Below are 19,388 nucleotides of genomic sequence, written 5' to 3'. Positions count from 1 at the left end.
CCAAGGCGCTCACCAAACTGCGCGGCCACCTGGCCGGCAGCGAGCTCTGAGCCGCCCCCAAAACCAAGCGGCGGCCGGCCCGGTTCGGGCCGGCCGCCGCTTTGCCGTGCGGGCACCCGGTTTCGGGCCGGCCGCCGCTCTGCCGTGCGGGCACCCGGTTTCGGGCCGGCCGCCCCTCTGCCGTGCGGGCACCCGGTTCGGGCCGGCCGCCGCTTTGCCGTGCGGGCACCCGGTTTCGGGCCGGCCGCCGCTTTGCCGTGCGGAAGCTGCCGGGTCAGCCGAGTGGGCTGAGGCCGGACATGGTCGCAAGCTTGGGGCTGCGGAACTTGACCGTGCCGTTGCCGCCGAGGAACAGCCACAGCCCATTGTCCGACTTCGAGACGGCGGCCAGGTCGACCGTGCCGTCTCGGTCGTAGTCGCCGACACCGACCAGATCGCGGTAGCCGTTCCAGCCAGAACCGATCTTGATGTTCCCGGCAAGCTTCGTCTTGTTGCCGCGGTACACCCAGAGCGTCCCGGCCGAGTCGCGGGCCACCAGGTCGGGGTAGCCGTCCTTGGTCAGGTCGCCGATCCCGGTCAGCTCGGTCATGCCGGCCCACCCGACGCCGATCTGCACGCGGCTGCCCAGCGTCGTGCCGGACTTGCCGGGGAAGAGGTAAAGGGCGCTGCCGCCGATCGCGACCAGATCGGGGTAGCCGTCCCGGTTGAAGTCGCCGACCCCGGTGATCTCCCGATATCCGGTCCACTTGGTGGCGATCTTCTTGCGAGTGCCCAGGCCGCTGCCGGTGCCGGGATAGAACCACAGGTCACCGTTGGTCTGCCTGGCGACCAGGTCCTCCTTGCCGTCGCGGTTCAGGTCGCCGATCCGGACGACCGCGTTCATCGCGGTCCAGGCCGAGCCGATCTTCTTGCGGGACGCCTCGGAAGCGATCATGCCGTTGCCGGGATAGAGGTAGACGTCCCCGGTCGAGGCCTGCTTGGCCACCACGTCCGACCAGCCGTTGCCGGTGAAGTCGGCCTGCTGCGGCGACGGCAGCGGGGAGTAGTCGACCAGGTTGCTGTCGATGTTGATCGTGACGCCGCCGTACGTCTCCTGGTGGCCGCCCTGGTACTGCTTCATCCGGCGGTGGCCCGGCCAGGCGGTCGCCGGTATGGCCACGTCGGTCACCGTGACCTGCTTGTCCCAGCGAGCGAAGTCCACATAGTCCGGTCGCGAGTACCCGGCGGCCGAGTAGTTGGCGATCTGGTCGGCGATGCCCGAGCTGACGCTGGAGTAGTAGCCGGAGGCGTAGCCGAGATAGTGCAGCTGCGAGGTCCAGCCGTTCATGAAGGCCAGCACGCCGGCCCGGCAGGCCGCGTCGGTCGAGTCGTACGCCTCCATGTCGTAGATCAGCACGCTGCCCTTGGCCAGCCCCAGCGCCGCGGCCTGGGTCACCGCGTCGGTGGCGGCGGTCTGCCCCATCACAACGGCCTTGGTGTTGTCGATCTTGTTCTTCATGGTGGTGCAAGAGGCCTGCGGTCCGACGTACAGCGGCAGCAGCTTCCAGCCGGCGTTGACCTGCGTCTGCACCCACGCCGCGGTGAGGTTCGCCTGGGAGCAGGCGCGGCTGACCCCGCCGATGTAGATGCCGACCCCGCCGTACGGCGAGGTGCCCTTCCAGGCCGCCATGGTCGCGCTGGACGGCGCCGTGCACGCGTCGAACGCCTTGCCGGCGAAGGTGCCCGGCTGCTGGGTGCTGAACGCCGTGGCGGCGGTGGCGTTGGTCCGGGCCAGCGTGAACAGCGCGGCCCCGAGAACCACGACGAGGAACGCCGCCTTGATCGCGAGACTGCGCTGTGCCGGGTTGAGAAACGCCGCGCCGGCGTGGCGCGGCGTGTGGGTTGCCGCCATGACTGCCTTTCTCGGCGCGTTACAAACCTTCGGAGCTAAGCAACTAATAGTCGACGGCGCCTCGGCCGAACGGGCCGAATCGGACAGTCCGCTTGGGTTTATCTCCGGTCTGCCCCGGTATGCGTGGCTGTCCGGTTACGAACGGTGACGATCAGCGCCACGGCCAACCCCAGCGCGCCGACCTCCATCGCGGCCCCCACCAGCGGCGTCGCAGCGTATCCCCAGCCCGCGGTGATGGCCAACCCGCCCAGATACGCGCCGGCCGCATTGCCCAGGTTGAACGCCGAGACCGCGGCCGAGGAGGCCAGCAGGTTCTGCCCGTCGCCGTCGGCCGCGGTGATCACCCGGGTGGTCAGGCCCGGCACGGTGGCGTACGCGGCCAGCCCGAGCACGAACAGCGTGACCGTGGCCGGCGCCTTCGCGTGCGAGGTCCAGCCGAAGGCGACCAGCACCACCAGCATCGCGACCGAGGCGCCGGCGATCGTCCCCATCAGACGCTTGTCCGCGCCACGTGCCCCGATCACGTTGCCCAGCACCATTCCCAGCCCGAACAGCGCCAGCAGCCACGGCATCGCGCCGTCGGCGAACCCGGCCACGTCGGTCATCAGCGGCGCCACGTAGGTCAGCGGCGCATAGACCGCGCCGAACGCGAGCGCGGTCATGCCCAGCGACAGCCACACCGCCGGGTTGCGGAACGCGGTCACCTGGGCACGTGCCTCGCCGGTGGCCGCGCCCGCCGGCACGAGGACGGCGGTGGAGACCGCGGCGATCAGCCCGAGGAGCGCCATCGCCCAGAACGTCGCCCGCCAGCCGAGCTGCTGACCGAGCAGGGTGCCCAGCGGCACCCCGGCCACGTTCGCCACGGTGATCCCGCTCAGCATGGCCGCGATCGCGCTGCTGCGCCGGGACGGTGGCACCAGGTCGCCGGCCACGATCGTGGCGAACCCGATGTACGCCCCGTGGGTGAGCGCGGCCACCACCCGGCCGCCGAGCATCTCCGGGTAGGCGGTGGCGACGGCCGACATCAGGTTGCCGGCCACGAAGAAGGCCAGCAGCCAGATCAGCACCGATTTACGCCGGCGGCCGGCCACGCCGGCGGTGATCAGCGGGCCGCCGAAGACCACCGCGAGCGCATACCCCGAGACGAGCAGGCCGGCGGCGGGGATGGAGACGTCGAGGTCGTGCGCGATGTCGGGCAGCAGGCCGGTGATCACGAACTCGGTCATCCCGATCGCGAACGTGCCGACCGCGAGCGCGGCGAGGGCGTATCCGGGGCGCCTGATCACCCGAGCGACTCTCACAGACGCGGCACCCTTTTGCCACACCTTAAAGAAAGTACGGGGACTTCGCACCATCGGGCAGATCGGGAGCTTAAGCCACAGAAGTGGCACCGAAGGTTTTCCCCGCCCCGCTCCGGCTACCGTATTAGCCGATGCCACCTACTTCCGAGCTACCCGGATTCCTGCAGGGAGTCGCCCCGATCCTTGATCGCTGGGGATACTTCGCCGTTGCCGCGATGATCGGCTTCGAGAGCTTCGGGGTCCCCGCACCGGGGCAGACAATCATGGTGGCCGCGGCCATCTACGCCGGCGCGGGCCGGTTGAACATCATCGGCGTGGCCGTGATCGCGTTCGCCGCGGCGGTCCTCGGCGACAACGTCGGTTACCTGATCGGGGTCCGCGGCGGCCGCAAGGTGGTGTACCGGTGGGGCAAGTACGTCTTTCTCACGCCCGCGCGTTTGCATCGAGCGGAGGCTTTTTTCGCGCGGCGTGGAGGTCGTATTGTTGTCATCGCTCGTTTCATTGACGGACTCCGGCAGTTCAACGGATTGATCGCAGGCATCACCGCGATGCCGTGGCGCAGCTTCCTGCTTTACAACGCGATCGGTGCGGCGCTCTGGGTCGGCTGGTGGACGAGCATCGCGTATGTGCTCGGTAACCATCTCGTCGAGATCATCGAGCATGTAGATCGGTACAAATGGTGGGCGATCACCATTGCCACCCTCGCGGTGATCGCTTACGTCACCTTGCACCTCCGGCACATCAGACGACGGCGCGCCCGCAATGTCGCGGCAGTCGTTGAGGAACCCCAAGGCTGAAGGGCAGCCCGTCGGGGGTGCTCGGGGGTGCGGAACGGAAGGAGAGTTCGTGACCACCCCTCAGCTCGACCGCCGTCGCGCGCAGTCGGCGGCCGCAGGTGCCGCCGCCGAGAAGGCCCGGCTGGCCGTGACGGAGCTGGACAGCCGGCTTCGCACCAACACCGAGCTCGCCCAGCAGCAGTCCCAGGCCCTGCGTAACGCCGAGGCCGAGGTCAAGCGGCTCAAGCGCTCGCTGAAGACCCAGGAACGCGACCGGGTGCGTCTGACCAAGGCACACAAGAAGGCCACCGCCAAGGCCTCGAAGACCGAGAACCGGGCGGCCGACGCCGACGCCAAGTACGACAAGGCCGTCCTCGCCGACCTGATCCGCCGCGAGAAGCAGCGCGACCAGGCGGCCGCCGAGGCGCACGTGACCGCGGTCGTCCCGGCCCCGGCGCCGGCGCCCGCCGTCGAGGCCCCGGCCGCCGAGGCGCCCGCCGTCGAGACCCCGGCCGCCGAGGCGCCCGCTGTCGCGGCGCCCGCCGCCGACGCCCCGGCCGTCGAGTCCCCCACCATCGAAACCCCCGCCTCGACCCCGGCGGCTCCCCCGGCACGCCGGGCACCTCGCGCCACCAAGGCGGCTCCGGTCGAGACGGCCGCGACCGCCACGGCGCGCCGCACCACCGCTGCCAAGGCCGCGAGCACCGCGAGCGCCGCGAGCAGCCGCAGCACCAGCACCACGGGCCGCGCCACCACGGCGCGCAAGGCCACCGCCGAGCCAGTTGCCGCCCGCCGCGCCCCGCGCCGCACCAGCGGTCGCTGAGCACGCGGTCACACCTGAGCCGCCCCTGGCTGGCCGGGGGCGGCTTTGTGTCAGGCTCGAACGATGGCTGACTTCTCCCTCGCCGAAATTCGAGCCGTCCTCTTCGACATGGACGGGACACTGGTCGACTCCGACCGCGCGGTCGAGCGATCGTGGCTGAGCTGGGCGCAGGAGTACGGCGCGGACGGCCCCGCGGCCTACGAGATGGCACACGGCAGCCCCAGCGAGACCACCGTCCGCAAGCTGCTCGGCCATCTGGGCGAGGACGAGATCCGGCGCGCGTCGGCCCGCCAGCTCGAACTGCAATACGACGACCTGTCCGATGTGGTGGCAACGCCCGGCGCGCTCGACCTGCTCGCTGCGCTCGACCGCACGAGCCTGCCCTGGGCGGTCGTGACCAGTGCCGACGACCGGCTCGCCAAGGCCCGGCTGAACGCCGCCGGCATCACCCCGCGGGTGCTGGTGACCACCGACGACATCGAGGCCGGCAAGCCCGACCCGGCCGGCTACCTGCGCGCCGCCGCGTTGCTCGGCGTGCCGCCGGCGAACTGCCTGGTGGTCGAGGACGCCGAGGTGGGTCTGCAGGCGGCGCGGGCGGCCGGCGCGCACACCGCCGCGCTGCGCGGCCTGCCCGGCGACCTGCGCCTGACCAGCCTCGCCGATCTGACCAGGGTCTTGATCCACGGCTGACGGCGGCGAAGCCCGATAATGGGACCAGCCACCTCGACGGAAATGTTCGGTCTCGCGGCGGAGGGTCCACGTCAGATGCAGCGGTTCGCGTTCGCCGGGCGCACCTGCCTGATCACCGGTGCGGCCAGCGGGATCGGCGCCGCGCTCGCGCTCGACCTGGCCAAGCGCCGGGCGGTGCTGGCCCTGCTCGACCGGGACGCCGAGGGGCTGGATCAGGTCGCGGCCCTGGCCCGCGAGGTGGGTGCCGGCTCGGTCACCACGTACGTGGTCGATCTGAGCGATGGTGGCGACCGGCTGGACCTGGCCGCCGAGATCGCGTCCCGGCACGGCGGCATCGATCTTTTGATCAACAACGCCGGGGTGACGCTGACCGGGACGTTCGAGCAGAACCGGATGGCCGACGTCGACTGGCTGCTGGAGATCAACCTGCACGCGGTCCTGCGGATGACCAAGGCGTTCCTGCCGCAGCTGCTGGCCCGCCCCGGCTCGCACCTGGTCAACGTCTCCAGCCTCTTCGGACTGATCGGGCCGCCCGGCCAGGTCGCCTACGCGACCAGCAAGTTCGCGGTGCGCGGCTTCAGCGACGCGCTGCGGCACGAGCTGGAGCCGCGCGGCGTCGGGGTGACGGTGGTGCACCCGGGCGGGATCAAGACCAACATCGCGGCGAACGCCCGGATCAGCGGCGCGGACGCCGACGGCGAGCAGGCCGAGCAGACGCGCCGCTTCGCCGAGCGGGCACTGACCATGCCGCCCGAGGAGGCCGCCCGGCAGATCGTCGCGGCGATACAGACCCGCCGGCCACGCCTGGTGATCACCCGCGAGGCGCGGGCCGCGGACTGGCTGGTGCGACTCGCCCCGAGCCGCTGGTGGCAGCTCAGCCGGCGGGCGGCCCGGCGAGTGTCCTAGACGTTCTGGTCAGGGCCCCGTCCGCCGCGGGCGGCGCCTCGATCGGCGCCGCCTGCTGGTCGGCCACCGGCGGCTGATGGTTGCGCAGGCCCAGCATCTCCAGCCAGTCGACGAGCTGGTGGTGGACCGCGTCGGCGCCGTTCAGCTCCGGCCGGACGATCGGCCAGCGGGCCGGGTGCACCAGCATCGCGTCGGTCTGCCAGCCGCCGAGCCCGCCGTGCGAGCCGACCAGCTCCTCGAACGCGGCCACCTCCTCGGTGACCGGGTCCACGCAGCCGATCAGCACCAGGTCGCCGACGTGCTCCGACTCCTGATGGCGCAGCAGGTCGGCGCGGGCGTGCGGCCCGTACGGCAGCAGCGGGTCGACGCCCTCGACCGTGTCGCTCCGCAACCGGTGCAGGCCGGCGGTGCCGAGCGCGACCGGGCCGTCCTCGTCGCGCACCACCACCAGGCCGATGCCGGGGTGGGCGGTCAGCCCCGGTACCAGCTCCGGGTAGGCACGATTGATCTCGGTGAGGCTCAGCCGGTGCCGGACCTGGGTGAGGTAGAGCAGCGAGAGGTTGCCGGACGAGACCACCAGCAGCGGGGGCTCGGGCTCCTCCGGCTCGCCGGTCGGCTCCCCGGACAGGCGCTCGACCAGCTCGTTCAGCGTCTCGCCGTAGCGCTGACGGAAGGTCGCACCCTGGCTCTGCCCGTGATCGGAGAGCACCACGATGTGGTAGCGCCGGGCCGCCTCGGACGCCAGCCGCTCCAGCACGCCGAGCATCCGGTCGAGGCTTTCCAGCTGCCGCATCGACTCCGGCCGGGCCGGTCCGGCGTGGTGCGCCACCTCGTCGTAGTCGACCAGGTCGCAGTAGATCGACGGCGCGCCACGGGCCATCTGCTCGGCGATCAGCGAGATGTTCACGTCGCGCAGCAGCATCGAGGCCGGGCGCAGCGCCAGGAACGCGCCCGAGCGGCTGACCCGGGGCAGCAGGTTGCGGCGGCGCTGCAGGCGGGCCTGGTGCAGCTCGGTGAAGACCTCGCCGACCCCGAGCACGAGCGCGCGGGTGAAACCGTACGGCGAGGCCATGAACGCCGCCCAGCCCCGCGCCGACCGGCCGGGGAGCGCCGCGTGGCTGACGGTCAGCAGGTTGACCTCCGCGTCGCCGCTGAACGCGTTGCCGATGCTCACCCCGCCGTCGCGCAGCAGCCCGCGCCCGTCGCTGAGCCGCGGCTCGATCATCGCGGCGTCCCGCGGCCGGCTGGTGACCACCAGCCGGCCGGCGTCCTTCTCGTACCAGCGGAAGCCGGGAATCTGCCGGGCGGCGCCATGCAGGATGCCGGCCTGCGACGCGGGCGTGGTCGACGGCAGCCCGGTGTGCCAGCCGCGCATGGTGTGGCTGCCCGAGCGCAGCCAGTGGCCCAGCGTCGGCAGGTTGCCGGCCCGCACCGCCCAGCGCAGCACCGGCTCGGAGAGCCCGTCCAGCTGGATCATCAGCAGGCCCGGTTCGGTGCCCGGGCCGGGCCGTCGCAACGTCAGCAGCGGGCCGCCGGCCTGCCGCGCGTTGCGCCGCCGCACCCCGCGCATGAGCCGCTTGGCCTCCTTGACGAACGTGTCGTCGGTGCCGCTGTCCAGCATCCAGTCGAGGATCGCGGCGAAAACCACGGCCAGGATCGCGGCGAGGACCAGCGAGGGCAGCCCGTCGATCCGGTTGGCCGGGTCGATCTCCAACGCCACCACGATCACCGCGATCTGGGCGATCACGCCGAACAGCATCGCGCCCCAGCCGCCCAGCGCCACGATGCCGACCAGCAGCAGCGGCCGCAGCACCGCGCCGACCGCGGCGACCAGCAGGACCAGGCCGAGCGTGTCCACGACGTCGGAGCTGGCGACGCCCGGCATCAGCCAGAGCGTGCCGGTGAGCACCACGAAGGTGACCAGCGCGCTGCGCAGCACCGCCCGCAATCGGCTCAGGATCCGCCGCCAGCTCAGCAGGGCACGCAACTCCAGGCCGCGGTCCGGAACTATCGGCGCGGACGACGGCTCCTGCGGGCTTACGGCCACGGGGCAACAATCGCACAGTGCGCATCCGATGGCCCACCGTGCCCGAAATCACGCCGCCACCCGATCGGGGGAACGACAAGGCCCGATTCTCAGCCGCCGGGAATACCTTCGGCCCGGTGCGCCTGCTGATCGCCGCCCTCGTGCTGCTCCTCGCCGGTTGCTCGGCACCGAGCCCCCGGCCGACCCCCGCGCCCGCTCCGCCCGGCCGCCGGGTGGTCGGCTACTTCACCGACTGGGGGATCTACGGCCGCGACTTCCAGGTGAAAGATCTCGACACCGACGGGGCCGCGACGGAGCTCACCCACCTGGTGTACGCGTTCGGCAAGGTCGACGGCGGTCGCTGCGCCCCGGCCGACGCCTGGGCCGACTACCAGAAGCCGATCCCGGCCGAGCACAGCGTGGACGGCGTCGCCGACCCGGCGGACGCCCCGCTGCGGGGCAACTTCGGACAGCTGCGCAAGCTCAAGGCCAAACACCCCGGACTCCGGGTGATCTGGTCGTTCGGCGGCTGGACCGGCTCGGCCGGCTTCACCGACGCGGCCCGCGATCCGGCCGCGTTCGCCGCCTCGTGCCGGACGCTGGTCGACGATCCGCGCTGGTCCGGCGTCTTCGACGGGATCGATCTGGACTGGGAGTACCCGAACGCGTGCGGCGAGCAGTGCGACGCCAGCGGGCCGGACGCCCTGCCCCGGCTGCTGGGGGCGGTGCGGTCCGCGCTCGGTCCGCGGGCGGTGCTCAGCGCCGCGGTACCGGCCGACGTGGGCAAGCTCGATCGGGCCGACTACCGGGCCGCGGCCGGACCGGTCGACTGGCTCGGCGCGATGACCTACGACTACTTCGGCACCGGCGCGGACGGCGGCGACGACAGCATCGACCGGCACCGCACCGAGCCGCATTCGGCGCTGACCACGTATCCCGGCATTCCCCGTACCGAGGCGACCTCCTCGGCGACCGTCGACAAGCTGCTGGCCCTGGGCGTACCGGCCGGCAAGGTGCTGCTGGGCATCGGTTTCTACGGCCGGGGCTGGACCGGTGTCACGGCGAGCGACCCGGGCGGCTCGGCGAGCGGGCCGGCCGACGGGCGCTACGAGAAGGGCGTCGAGGACTACGAGGTGCTGGCCGAGCGCTGCCCACCGACCGGCGTCGCGGGCGGCACGGCGATCGCGCACTGCGGCACCCAATGGTGGTCCTACGACACCCCGGGCACGATCAAGACCAAGATGGCGTACGCCCGGAGCAAGGCCCTCGGCGGCGCGTTCGCCTGGGAGCTCTCCGGCGACACCCCCGGCTCCGACCTGTTGACCGCGGTCGTCGACGGCCTTGCCGGCCCCTCCTGAGCCGCGGTCAGCCGGTCTCGTGAGCCTTGGGCCAGCCGAGTGAGCCGCGGTCAGCCGAGTGAGCCGCGGTCAGCCGAGTGAGCCGCGGTCAGCCGAGTGAGCCGCGGTCAGCCGATCTCCACCCAGACGTTGTCGAGGGCGCCGTTGAACTGATCGTTGTCGGGGAAGGAGCCCTTGCTGCCGATGCTGAGCGGCCGTCGGTTGGCGACCGACAGCGTGGCCGGGACGGCGGCTCTGCCGCGCGGCACCCCGTCGACGAACACGACCAGCGCGGTGCCGGCGCGGCGGCAGGCGAGCGCGTGCCAGCGCCCGTTCGCGACCGAGACCGAGCTCACCGCGATCCAGATGACGGGCAGGTGCATGTCGACCAGCACGCAGCTGGGCCGTCCGGCCAGCCCGTCGATCTGCAGCTTCCACTGGCTGCTCGTGGTCGAGTAGCCCTTCTGCACGACGTTCTGCCCGTCGCTGGTCAGCGACGGCGCGAGCAGGACGTCCGCGCCGTACCCGAAGTTCCGGTTCCCCGGGTTGAGATCGGCCGAGCTGGGCGCCTGCAGCGCGACGTGCGGGCAGACGGCCGTGGTGCACCGCGGCGGGAAGGCGAACGCCGTCCCCTGGCCGTGCACGACCGCCCGGACCGTGCCGCCGTTGCGGGAGACGATGCGGAGCGTGTGCCCGTGCCCGGATGCGTCGATCACCGAGCCGGACCGCCCGTTGAACGTGTACCTGGCCGTGACCACGCCGCCGGTCGGCACGCCGGCCCCGGCGGGAGGCGCCCAGGCCAGGGCCGGGACGGTCAGCAAGGCGAGCCATCGAGATCGCATGCCTGAATTATCACTTGTAACAGTTATGTCCGGATCAAATAGCGGGCGCCCTACGTCCGCGGGGATTCACTTTCCAGCGGAACGGCCGTACCGCGAACGAGTCCCAGTTGGACGCCGTGCCGGCCGACCAGCGAGTCGAGCAGCCAGTCACCGGCCACCCGCACCCGGTTCCCGGGCATCGACAGAAGGTGATAGCCGCGGGTCACCACCTTGGCGGGGAACCCCTTGACGGCCACGCCGAGCGGGTTGGCCGCCGCGTCCAGCCCGCCCAGGTCGACCACGAAACCAAGGTCGTGATGCCGGTACGCGCGACGCCGCCCCCGCCCGTACGACGCCGCGATGTTCAGCGCCGCGGTATGACCGTGCCGCACGGCGTGCTGCGCGGTCATCCCGGTGATCTGCCCCGGCATGGTCAGGTCGGGCACCGCCGCGGCGTCACCGATCGCGTACACGTCCGGATAGCCGGGCACGGCGAGGAACTCGTCGACCACCAGCCGGCCCTCGCGGGTGGGCAGCCCGAGCCGGTCGACCAGCGGGTCGGGCCGCACCCCGACGCACCAGATCAGCGACCTCGTCGGCACGTGCTCCCCGGTGGACAGTCGTACGCCGGCCGCGCTCGCCTCCTGCACGCTGGTCGCCGTGCGGATCTCCACGCCGCGCTCCCGCAGCACCGCGTCGGCCGCGTCGGCGAGCCGCCGGTCGAGCGAGGGCAGGACCCGATCGGCGGTGTCGACCAGCAGCCAGCGCGGCCGGTCACGCAGCTCGGGACGGGCCCGGACCAGGTCCTCGGTGTAGCGCACGCCCTGCGCCGCGACCTCGGTGCCGGTGTAGCCGGCACCCACCACGACGAACGTGCACCGCGCCTGCCGCTCGGCGTCATCGGGCGCCTCGACCGCCATCTCGATCTGCCGGGTGATGTGATCGCGCAGGTAGAGCGCCTCGGAGATGTTGCGGAAGCCGTGCGCGAACTGGGCTACCCCGGGCACCGGCAGCAGCTTGTTCACGCTGCCCACGGCGATCACCAGGCGGTGATAACCGATCTTGCCGCTGCCGCCCTCCGGGTCGACGTAGCGCACCGTGCGGCCGGCCAGGTCGAAGCCTTCCGCCTCGCCGAGCACCACCCGCACCCCGGGCAGCGCCTCGGCCAGCGAGACGGTGACCCGCCGCGGCTCGAGCAGCCCGGTGGCGACCTCGGGCAGCAGCGGCAGGTAGAGGAAGTAGTCGGTCGGGTTGACGAGGACGATCTCGGCGCTGCCGTGGGACAGCTTGGCGAGTTTGCGAGCCACCGCGAAGCCGGCGAACCCGGCGCCGACGATCACGATCCGGGGACGTGCCATGCCGGTCCTCCCGTACGAGTCGCGCGTCCCTCCGACGGTAACGACATCCGCCCGGGCCCGATGTGACGGAGGACTCGCTGACCGTTCGGCCCACCGGAAAATCCGCCGAACGGCCGTCGACCATGCCCGGGTGAATTCACGTCTTCATATATGTCGGCCGGTGCCCACACGGGGAGGCATCGAACGATGGGGACCTCATGGGTTGCTGGGGCGATCATTTGGGCGAAGGGGGGAGGCGTGGCTACCAGCGCGGTGTTTGAGCCGTGTGGGTACGCTCACGACTCCCACCACCCCCGGATCGGACAGCTGGCAATGGACGCCCGAGAGGCCGACTATGCGCATTTCGTCCGAAGCCGGACGCGCGCTTTGTTGCGCTCGGCGTACCTTTTAACCGGCGACCAGCACCTCGCCGAAGACCTCGTCCAGGAGGCGCTGGCGCGTACCCATCGGGCCTGGCATCGCCTGGAAAGGCCGGAGAACGCCGAGGCGTACGCCCGGAAGGTGATGTATCACGCGCAGGCTTCCCTCTGGCGGCGGCCGAAGGTCGCCGAGGTGCTGCCCGGCGACGTCGGCCCGGAACCGGCCGGCGACGACCCGGCCGACGACACCGTGCAGCGGCTCACCCTGCGCCGGGCGCTGCTCACGCTGACCGCCAAGCAGCGCGCGATGATCGTGCTGCGCTTCTTCGAGGACCGCACCGAGGCCGAGGCCGCCCAACTGCTCGGCGTCTCGATCAGCACGGTGAAGACGCAGACCGGCCGCGCTCTCGAGCGCCTCCGCACGCTGCTGCCCGACCTGCGGGTACTCACCCAGGACAAACCACGATGACCGACCGTCTGCGCGAGTCGCTGTGCGATCTGGCCGACGCCGTCGAGCCGGTCGACCTCTACGAGCCGGCCGTCCGCCGCTCCCGCCGGATCGCCCGCCGGGAGGCCACCGTCGGCACCGGTGCCGCGCTGACCGTGATCGGGCTGCTGGCCAGCGGGCTGTGGCACCTGTCGGACGGCGAGTCGCAGGCGCCGCCGTACGCGTTGCGCTCGTCGGCCGCCGCGACCACCGGGCCGATGCCCACGTTCGGGCCGGCCACCCACCGGCCCCCGACGCCGGCCCACCACCACCCGACGCCGAACAGCGTGGGCCCCCGGCACAAGAACCAGCCGCGGCCCGCCCCGCCGGCCGCCCCGGCGTCCCGCTCGCTCGCCGACCTGCCCGGCCACGTTTTCTACCAGCAGACCGGCACCGATCCCGACGTGCTGCGCCTGTCACCCGACGATGCCGCGGTGGCGACCGTCCTGTCCAAGGCGCCGTCGGCGGTGGGCGTCTCCCCCGACGGCAAGAGCATCGCGTACGCCCAGGGCGGCACCCTGCTCGTCGAGGACTCCGGCGGCGTCCCGCAGCCGCTGGCCACCGGCGTGAGCACCGCCGCCCAGCCGCCGGCCTGGTCGCCCGACGGCGACCGGCTGCTCATCGACACCACCACCCCGGCCGTCGTGCAGGTCGGCTCGGGCACGCTCACCCCGCTCACCGGCACGCTCGCCGACGGGCAGCACTTCCGCTGGTCGGGCGATGGCAGCGCGCTGGTCTACGCGACCGACTACTGCGCGCTCAAGGTGGCGTCCGGCGGGTCGGACACCGAGGTCCCGATGCTCGGCGACCCACAGCCGGTGGACAATCCGGACGGTCTGGCCGCCTGCAAGCCGACCAGCGTCGACGCGACCGGCAGGCGGGTCACCGTGCCGCTGCAGAGCACGGGCGAGACCAGCGCCGACGCACCGACCGCGGCGGACGCGGTGGTGGACACGGTCACCGGCGAGGTGGTGCCGCTCCCGGTGGCCGGCAGCGTGGTCGGCACGTTCTTCGACCCGGACGGCAACCTGCTGGTACGCGCCCGGCACGGCACGAGGACGACGCTGTCGCTGTTCACGCCCGCCGGCAAGCTGCTGGTGCAGGCGACCGAGCCGGCCGAGCTGAACGGGCTCGACCTCCTGGCGTACACCCGATAGCTATCCGGTCTTACGGCCGAAGAGCTTGAGGCCGCGCTTCTTGGGGGCGGACTCGCGAACGGCCTCGCCGTTGAGCACGGCCAGCCGATGCTGCGCGGCCGGATTGTCCGGCTCCATCCGCAGCGAGGTGAGCAGCGCCTGCCGGGCCTGGTCGGCGTGGCCGAGCGCATCCAGCGCCAGCCCGTGCGTGAAGTAGTAGTGCGCCTCGTTCGGGTCGAGCCCGATCGCGGTACGCGCGGCCTGCTCGGCGTCGGAGAAGTGCCGGTCGGCGGTGAGCAGCGCCCAGGCGACCCGGTCGTGCCAGAGCGGGTTCTTCGGGTCGGCGATCACCGCGCGGTGCGCCATGGCGACCGCGTCGTCGTGCCGGCCGAGCAGGCTGAAGGCACGGCTCGCGGTGGCCGGCCCGCGCGGGTCGTCCGGGGCCAGCGCGATCGCGTTGCTCGCCGCCTCCAGCGCGGCCTGGTTCTCGTCGAGCGCGAGCCGCAGCCGGGCCATCAGCAGCCACGCCTCGACCGAGGCCGGGTCGGCGGCGAGCACCGGCTCGAGCTCGCGGACCGCCCCGGCCGGGTCCATCCGTTCGAACTGCGCCGTGGCCCGGGCGATGCTGGGCTGCGTCGGGCCGGCGGCGGCCCCGCGCGGGGCGGCAGCGGGCGGAGCGAAGTCGGAGGGCACGGGCTCATCATCGGCGATCTGCCGGATTTCAGGAGCTTATTCCGCGGAACCTCCTGTGACCCGCGCGACGCCGCCGCACCAGCACCGCCAGGCAGACCCCGGCCGCCAGCACCAGCAGCAGGGCGATGACCGACAGCCACCAGGCGGGATCGGTCACACCCAGCTCCAGCACGATCGCGACCACCACGCAGCCGATCACCACCCACCAGAGCACGATGCTCACCCGGTCGACCGCGAGCTTCACCCCGGCCGAGCGGACGTGCGCGTTCGACGCCGAGACGGTCAGCAGCCGCACCGCGAAGCCGCCGATCGCGGCCACCCCGAGCAGCCAGGGCAACCAGCCGGCCGGCGCCACCGTCGCGGCGAGCAGCAGGGCGAGGCAGAGCGCGGCGCCGATCGCCGCGATCCGCTGCCGGCCCTGGGTCACCACGGTCATCAGGTACGTCCGGAGCGAGCGGTCCAGCCGCGTCACGAAGTACGTCGCGAACCCGATCGGGGCCAGTGCCGCCGCCCCGGCCAGCACCCGGGCACCGCCCACCGAGAAATCGGCCATCCGCCAGCCCACGTACGCGAGCACCGCCAGCAGCACCGCGGTGTAGACCAGGAACCGGCGCAGCGCCACGTCGAGCATGAACCGGCTGGCCTGCTGGCGCGGGTCGGCCCGCAGCGCGCCGGCCAGCCCCGCCGCACCGCGGGCGAGCCGGCCCAGCGCGAACGGGTTGCGATGCACCACGTCGAGTGTGGCCAGCTCGTGCTGGGCGACCGCATTGTCCGGTTCGAGGGCGAGCGCGTCGCGCAGCGCCTGCCGAGCCCGGTCGGTGTAGGTCAGCTGCTTCATCACCACGGCGTACGTGATCCGGAAGTCGGCCTCGTTCGGGTCGAGCTGCACGGCCAGCCGCGCCGCGTGCTCGGCCTCCACCGCCCGCCGCCCGTCGCCGAGCAGTGCCCACGCCATCCGGTTGTGCCGGTACGCGTTCTCCGGCTCCAGCTCGACGGCCCGGCGCGCCACCTCGATCGCCTCGTCGTGCCGGTCGAGCCCGGTGAACGCCCGGCTGAGCGCGCCGAGCGCCTCGGCCGACTCGGGCGCGACCAGAGCGGCCCGGTGCGCGGCCTGATACGCCAGCTCGGGCTGCTTGAGGGCGAGCTGGGCGTGTGTCATCAGCACCAACGCGCGCACGTTGTCCGGCTCGGCGACCAGCACCGGGCCCAGCAGTTCGGCCGCCGCGGTGGCGTCGCCGCGCTGGAACTGCACGGCCGCCATCGCGACGGCCGGGCCGGTCTCAGTCATCGCCGGAACCGGTGGGCAGCCACCCGGCCGAGCGGGTGTGGTCGTGCGGCTCGTACCAGGGCATGGTCGCGAAGGCCCGGACCGGGAACGTGCCGAACCCGCTGATCCGCGGCGGCGCGGCGGTGAACCGGGCGCCGGTCGGCGGCACCTCGGCGAGGCCGGTGAGGTGCTCGACGATCGGGATGCCGGCGGCCAGCAGGATGCTGTGCGCGGGCCGCTGTCCCCCGGCGGCCGCCGAGGTGTCGTCGATGTTGATCGCGTCGATGCCGACCAGCGCGACACCCCGCTCGACCAGCAGCCGGGCCGCGTCCGCGCTCAGGTAGGGGTGGTCGTCGGCGTACGCGGCCGTGCCCCAGTGCCGGTCGCCGCCGGTGTGCAGCAGCACCGCGTGCCCGGCCAGCGTCAACGACTCGAGGTCGCCGGCCTCGACCGCGCGCCGCCCGCTGCCGATCATGCGGACCACCACGGCCGGCAGGTCGGCGAGCCGCCCGAGCGGCAGCCCGGCGAGGTCGGCGCCGTCCTCGTACCGGTGCCGCGGGCTGTCCAGATAGGTACCGGTCTGCCCGATCATGTCGATCCGGTCCATGCTGAACTCGGTGCCCTCGGCGTACCGGGTGCGGGAGTCGGCCCAGGTCAGGTGCGGGCTGATCGCCGGACCGGGCAGCCCCGGATAGGTCGTCATGCCGGCCGAGATGACATGGCTGAGCTCGACGAACTCGGCCCGGATCGCCGCGGCGCCGGTCGGCTCGGCCCGCTCGCCGAAGATCCGCACCTGGTCCAGCTCGACCCGCTCGGCGTCGCGGAGGCCGAGCTTAGCCACCAGCAACGCCCCGATCTCGGCCCGGGTGACGTCCGGGTGCGGCACGTCGATCCGCAGGCCCTGGACGCGCAGGCTCCCGCCGCCGGCAAGGGTGACGGCGGCGTCGAGCTCCGCCCGGTACTGCAGCACGGCTGGTCCCCTATCGCAGTTCGATGATCGCTTCCACGATCAGCCAGATGCCGAAGATAGCGAAGAGAGCGGCGGCGCCGTACCTGATGACCCGCTCGGGCAGGTGCCGGCCGAGAAGACGGCCGACCAGGATGGCCAGCGCGTCCGCGGCGACCATGCCGAGCGTGGAGCCCAGCCAGGTGCCGAACCAGCCGTGCTGGGTGGCCAGGGTGATCGTGGCCAGCATCGTCTTGTCACCGAGCTCGGCCAGGAAGAACGCGCCGCCGACGGCGAGGATGGCCGATCCGTTCGTACGCTCCGCCTTGGTCTTCTCGTCCTCGGTGAGCTTGTCGCCGCGCAGCGTCCAGGCACCGAAGATCAGGAAGGCAACGCCGGCGATCAGCGAGATCCAGCCGGTGGGCAGCGTGGCGCCGAGGCCGTAACCGATGCCGACCGAGACCAGGTGCACCAGCGCGGTGGCCACGGTGATGCCGATCAGCACCGGTACGGGCTTGAAGCGGGTGGCGAAGGTCAGCGCCATGAGCTGCGACTTGTCGCCGAGCTCGGCCACGAAGATGACCGCGAAGCTCAGTACCAGCGCAGCGAGGAAACCATCCACGAAAAACTCCCGGGTGATCGGGACCGGGAGGAAGTGGCGCGGGGCGACCTCGACCCGGCCGTCATGGAACAACAGCCAAGTCGAAGGTCTCGCTCGCCTCGAACCGAGGCCGCGCGGCCGGACCTCGGGAAACCCGGGATCAGCATGTCGACCGCGACGTTGGGAGCTACTCCCCTTCGCAGATCGAAGTCTACCGGGCGAGACCCGCCGACCGGCCGGGAGGTGTCCATCCTCACCCCCCGACCGGCCGGCTCGGATCAGTGGCCGACGATCTGGCGTTCCAGCAGGAGGCGGGTCCGTACGTCGGCGGTGTGCTTGGCGGTGCCGGCGCCGTTGAGCGGGTTCGGCTGGGGCAGCGGCGGGCAGTGCTTGTCGGAGCGGTCGCCCGACCGGCGGGCCGGCAGCGCACCGCTGATCAGGTAGTCGGCGACCGCGTTGTCCACGCAGTCGTCGCCGAACAGCGAGCCGGCGTGCGTGGTCCCGCCGACGCCCTCGATCAGCGACGCCTTCGGGAACCGCTTGCGCACCTCGAGGCTGCCGCTGAACGGGGTGGCCGCGTCCTTGCTCTCGCTGAGCAGCAGGATCGGCGGCACGGTGTCGCCGGAGACCGTGGTCGGCACGCCCGCCTTGGCCGGCCAGGTGCGGCACGGTGCGTTGTACCAGGCGTTGGCCCAGGTCTCGAACGGCGCCCGGCGGTACGCCGCCCAGTTGTCCGAACTCCACTTGGTCCAGCTGGTCGGCCACGCGACGTCGGTGCACTGCACGGCCAGGTAGATCGCGTACCCGTTGTCGGCGTCCTTGCCGGGCGGGCTGTCCTTGTCGTACAGCTTCTTGAGCGGCTCCGGGTCGTGCTTGTTGACCCAGGCGCTGAACGCGTTCGCGATCTCCTCCCAGCCGAAGACGTAGTACCCGGCCTGCAGGAAGACGTCGGTGAACTCGGACGAGCCGATCACGCCACCGGCCGGCGCCGCGTCCAGCGCTTCCCGCTGGGCGTAGTAGGCCCGCTGCACGGCCTGCTCGGTGGTACCCAGGTGGAAGACCTGGTCGTACTTCGCGATCCAGGCAAAGTAGATCTTGATGTTCCGATCGAACGCGATGTCCTGGTCGAGGTTCGCGTCGTACCAGACCCGGGTCGGGTCGACGTTGCCGTCCAGCACCATCCGGCGCACCCGGGACGGGAAGAGGGTGGCATACACCTGGCCCAGATACGTGCCGTACGAGAAGCCGTAGAAGTTGATCTGGCTGGCGCCCAGCGCGAGCCGGATGCTGTCCATGTCCCGGACGGTGTCCTGGGACTTCAGGTGGTCCAGCAGCGAGCCGCCCGCCCTACCGCAGGCCTTGGCGTACGCCTCGGCCTTGGTCAGCCAGGCCGTCTCGATCGCGGTGGTGGTCGGCACGTACTCCGGTCGGTTGTACCCGGCGTAGGTGTGGTCACAGCTCAGTTCCGGCCTGCTGGCGCCGACCCCGCGAGGATCAAAACCGATCCAGTCGTACGCGTCGCCCCCGTTCTTCGGGACCAGCGACCCGATCACCGCGAGGCTCTGTCCCTTCGCGCCGGGCCCGCCCGGGTTGACCAGCATGACGCCCTGGTACTTGTCGTCGGGGACGGTGTGCTTGATCCGGGACACGGCCAGGTTGATCTTCGGCCCGTCCGGCTTCTTGTAGTCGATCGGCACCGCCAGCACGCCGCACTCGGCCCGGTGCGAAAGCAGCGACTGGTCGGTGCACGCTCCCCAGGTGATCTGCGGGAACCACCCGGTCCTGGCGCGTACCGGGTCGGCGTGGGCCTCGGTCGTCGCGGCGCAGATCACCACCAAGGCGATCGTCGTCGCCGCCGCCAGAAGTCTTCTCATCCTCAGCCCTCTCATGTCCGGTTCGCCCCAATATGCTGAGGCGTGGGCGGCCGCAACGCGGCCGCCCCCCCCCGGGGGGCGCCGAAGCAGCCATTC

The 19,388-nt window shown here is 72.0% G+C and carries 17 protein-coding genes; 7 read left to right on the top strand and 10 right to left on the bottom strand.

Annotated features, from left to right (window positions below; genetic code table 11):
- Positions 1 to 274 precede the first annotated feature (274 nt).
- Together ODJ79_RS45765 and ODJ79_RS45760 are read right to left on the bottom strand one after the other, a co-directional pair.
- Positions 275 to 1,891: a glycoside hydrolase domain-containing protein gene (locus ODJ79_RS45765; RefSeq protein WP_263030036.1), complete on the bottom strand. Its 1,617-nt coding sequence runs from the start codon at positions 1,889 to 1,891 to the stop codon at positions 275 to 277.
- Between the two features lie 98 nt (positions 1,892 to 1,989).
- Entirely contained in the window at positions 1,990 to 3,177 is a 1,188-nt protein-coding gene (locus ODJ79_RS45760) for an MFS transporter (RefSeq protein ID WP_263030035.1), read from the bottom strand.
- 146 nt (positions 3,178 to 3,323) lie between these two features.
- On the opposite strand from ODJ79_RS45760, the gene ODJ79_RS45755 reads away from it, so the two are divergent.
- From ODJ79_RS45755 to ODJ79_RS45740, 4 genes are all read left to right on the top strand, one after another.
- The gene (locus ODJ79_RS45755; protein WP_263030034.1) at positions 3,324 to 3,989 is read left to right on the top strand and encodes a DedA family protein; all 666 of its coding nucleotides are present in this window, start codon (positions 3,324 to 3,326) and stop codon (positions 3,987 to 3,989) included.
- Positions 3,990 to 4,038: 49 nt separating this feature from the next.
- Positions 4,039 to 4,791, top strand: coding sequence for a hypothetical protein (locus tag ODJ79_RS45750; protein ID WP_263030033.1), 753 nt, complete (start codon positions 4,039 to 4,041; stop codon positions 4,789 to 4,791).
- A gap of 63 nt (positions 4,792 to 4,854) precedes the next feature.
- On the top strand, positions 4,855 to 5,481 hold the full coding sequence (locus ODJ79_RS45745; protein ID WP_263030032.1) for an HAD-IA family hydrolase: 627 nt from the start codon (positions 4,855 to 4,857) through the stop codon (positions 5,479 to 5,481).
- Positions 5,482 to 5,556: 75 nt separating this feature from the next.
- Complete coding sequence (locus ODJ79_RS45740) at positions 5,557 to 6,387, top strand: SDR family NAD(P)-dependent oxidoreductase (protein ID WP_263030031.1); 831 nt, start codon at positions 5,557 to 5,559, stop codon at positions 6,385 to 6,387.
- Here ODJ79_RS45740 and ODJ79_RS45735 read toward each other — a convergent pair.
- Positions 6,356 to 8,434, bottom strand: a complete 2,079-nt coding sequence (locus ODJ79_RS45735) for a phage holin family protein (protein ID WP_263030030.1) — start codon at positions 8,432 to 8,434, stop codon at positions 6,356 to 6,358. The genes ODJ79_RS45740 and ODJ79_RS45735 overlap by 32 nt on opposite strands.
- A 116-nt stretch (positions 8,435 to 8,550) precedes the next feature.
- Between ODJ79_RS45735 and ODJ79_RS45730 the strand changes: the two genes are divergently transcribed.
- The gene (locus tag ODJ79_RS45730) at positions 8,551 to 9,771 is read left to right on the top strand and encodes a glycoside hydrolase family 18 protein (protein ID WP_263030029.1); all 1,221 of its coding nucleotides are present in this window, start codon (positions 8,551 to 8,553) and stop codon (positions 9,769 to 9,771) included.
- 107 nt (positions 9,772 to 9,878) lie between these two features.
- Here ODJ79_RS45730 and ODJ79_RS45725 read toward each other — a convergent pair whose 3' ends face one another.
- Positions 9,879 to 10,592 carry a LamG domain-containing protein gene (locus tag ODJ79_RS45725; RefSeq protein WP_263030028.1) on the bottom strand — a complete coding sequence of 238 codons (714 nt, stop codon included), beginning with the start codon at positions 10,590 to 10,592 and terminating at the stop codon, positions 9,879 to 9,881.
- A gap of 50 nt (positions 10,593 to 10,642) precedes the next feature.
- The gene (locus ODJ79_RS45720; protein ID WP_263030027.1) at positions 10,643 to 11,929 is read right to left on the bottom strand and encodes an NAD(P)/FAD-dependent oxidoreductase; all 1,287 of its coding nucleotides are present in this window, start codon (positions 11,927 to 11,929) and stop codon (positions 10,643 to 10,645) included.
- Between the two features lie 312 nt (positions 11,930 to 12,241).
- On the opposite strand from ODJ79_RS45720, the gene ODJ79_RS45715 reads away from it, so the two are divergent.
- Positions 12,242 to 12,757, top strand: a complete 516-nt coding sequence (locus ODJ79_RS45715) for a SigE family RNA polymerase sigma factor (protein WP_263030026.1) — start codon at positions 12,242 to 12,244, stop codon at positions 12,755 to 12,757.
- Positions 12,754 to 13,932, top strand: coding sequence for a TolB family protein (locus ODJ79_RS45710; RefSeq protein ID WP_263030025.1), 1,179 nt, complete (start codon positions 12,754 to 12,756; stop codon positions 13,930 to 13,932). Before ODJ79_RS45715 ends, ODJ79_RS45710 begins: the two co-directional genes overlap by 4 nt.
- Here the strand turns inward: ODJ79_RS45710 and ODJ79_RS45705 are convergent, their stop codons facing one another.
- From ODJ79_RS45705 to ODJ79_RS45685, 5 genes are all read right to left on the bottom strand, one after another.
- Positions 13,933 to 14,604: a tetratricopeptide repeat protein gene (locus tag ODJ79_RS45705; protein ID WP_263030024.1), complete on the bottom strand. Its 672-nt coding sequence runs from the start codon at positions 14,602 to 14,604 to the stop codon at positions 13,933 to 13,935.
- A gap of 28 nt (positions 14,605 to 14,632) precedes the next feature.
- The gene (locus tag ODJ79_RS45700; RefSeq protein WP_263030023.1) at positions 14,633 to 15,892 is read right to left on the bottom strand and encodes a UDP-N-acetylglucosamine-peptide N-acetylglucosaminyltransferase; all 1,260 of its coding nucleotides are present in this window, start codon (positions 15,890 to 15,892) and stop codon (positions 14,633 to 14,635) included.
- Positions 15,885 to 16,841 carry a cyclase family protein gene (locus tag ODJ79_RS45695; RefSeq protein WP_263030022.1) on the bottom strand — a complete coding sequence of 319 codons (957 nt, stop codon included), beginning with the start codon at positions 16,839 to 16,841 and terminating at the stop codon, positions 15,885 to 15,887. Before ODJ79_RS45695 ends, ODJ79_RS45700 begins: the two co-directional genes overlap by 8 nt.
- 10 nt (positions 16,842 to 16,851) lie before the next feature.
- Positions 16,852 to 17,439 carry a TMEM165/GDT1 family protein gene (locus ODJ79_RS45690; RefSeq protein ID WP_263030037.1) on the bottom strand — a complete coding sequence of 196 codons (588 nt, stop codon included), beginning with the start codon at positions 17,437 to 17,439 and terminating at the stop codon, positions 16,852 to 16,854.
- A gap of 257 nt (positions 17,440 to 17,696) precedes the next feature.
- Entirely contained in the window at positions 17,697 to 19,292 is a 1,596-nt protein-coding gene (locus ODJ79_RS45685) for an alpha/beta hydrolase (protein WP_263030021.1), read from the bottom strand.
- Between the last annotated feature and the right edge of the window lie 96 nt (positions 19,293 to 19,388).

Origin of the sequence: Actinoplanes sp. KI2, assembly GCF_025630775.1 — a bacterium.
Lineage (GTDB): Bacteria > Actinomycetota > Actinomycetes > Mycobacteriales > Micromonosporaceae > Actinoplanes.
This window is presented reverse-complemented; position numbering and strand designations above follow the sequence as displayed.

Excerpts from the sequence above, each read along its gene's own strand:
- ODJ79_RS45755 (WP_263030034.1), top strand. The coding sequence starts at position 3,324 with ATGCCACCTACTTCCGAGCTACCCGGATTCCTGCAGGGAGTCGCCCCG.
- ODJ79_RS45700 (WP_263030023.1), bottom strand. The coding sequence starts at position 15,892 with ATGACTGAGACCGGCCCGGCCGTCGCGATGGCGGCCGTGCAGTTCCAG.
- ODJ79_RS45745 (WP_263030032.1), top strand. The coding sequence starts at position 4,855 with ATGGCTGACTTCTCCCTCGCCGAAATTCGAGCCGTCCTCTTCGACATG.
- ODJ79_RS45720 (WP_263030027.1), bottom strand. The coding sequence starts at position 11,929 with ATGGCACGTCCCCGGATCGTGATCGTCGGCGCCGGGTTCGCCGGCTTC.
- ODJ79_RS45765 (WP_263030036.1), bottom strand. The coding sequence starts at position 1,891 with ATGGCGGCAACCCACACGCCGCGCCACGCCGGCGCGGCGTTTCTCAAC.
- ODJ79_RS45715 (WP_263030026.1), top strand. The coding sequence starts at position 12,242 with ATGGACGCCCGAGAGGCCGACTATGCGCATTTCGTCCGAAGCCGGACG.
- ODJ79_RS45740 (WP_263030031.1), top strand. The coding sequence starts at position 5,557 with ATGCAGCGGTTCGCGTTCGCCGGGCGCACCTGCCTGATCACCGGTGCG.
- ODJ79_RS45710 (WP_263030025.1), top strand. The coding sequence starts at position 12,754 with ATGACCGACCGTCTGCGCGAGTCGCTGTGCGATCTGGCCGACGCCGTC.
- ODJ79_RS45685 (WP_263030021.1), bottom strand. The coding sequence starts at position 19,292 with ATGAGAAGACTTCTGGCGGCGGCGACGACGATCGCCTTGGTGGTGATC.
- ODJ79_RS45725 (WP_263030028.1), bottom strand. The coding sequence starts at position 10,592 with ATGCGATCTCGATGGCTCGCCTTGCTGACCGTCCCGGCCCTGGCCTGG.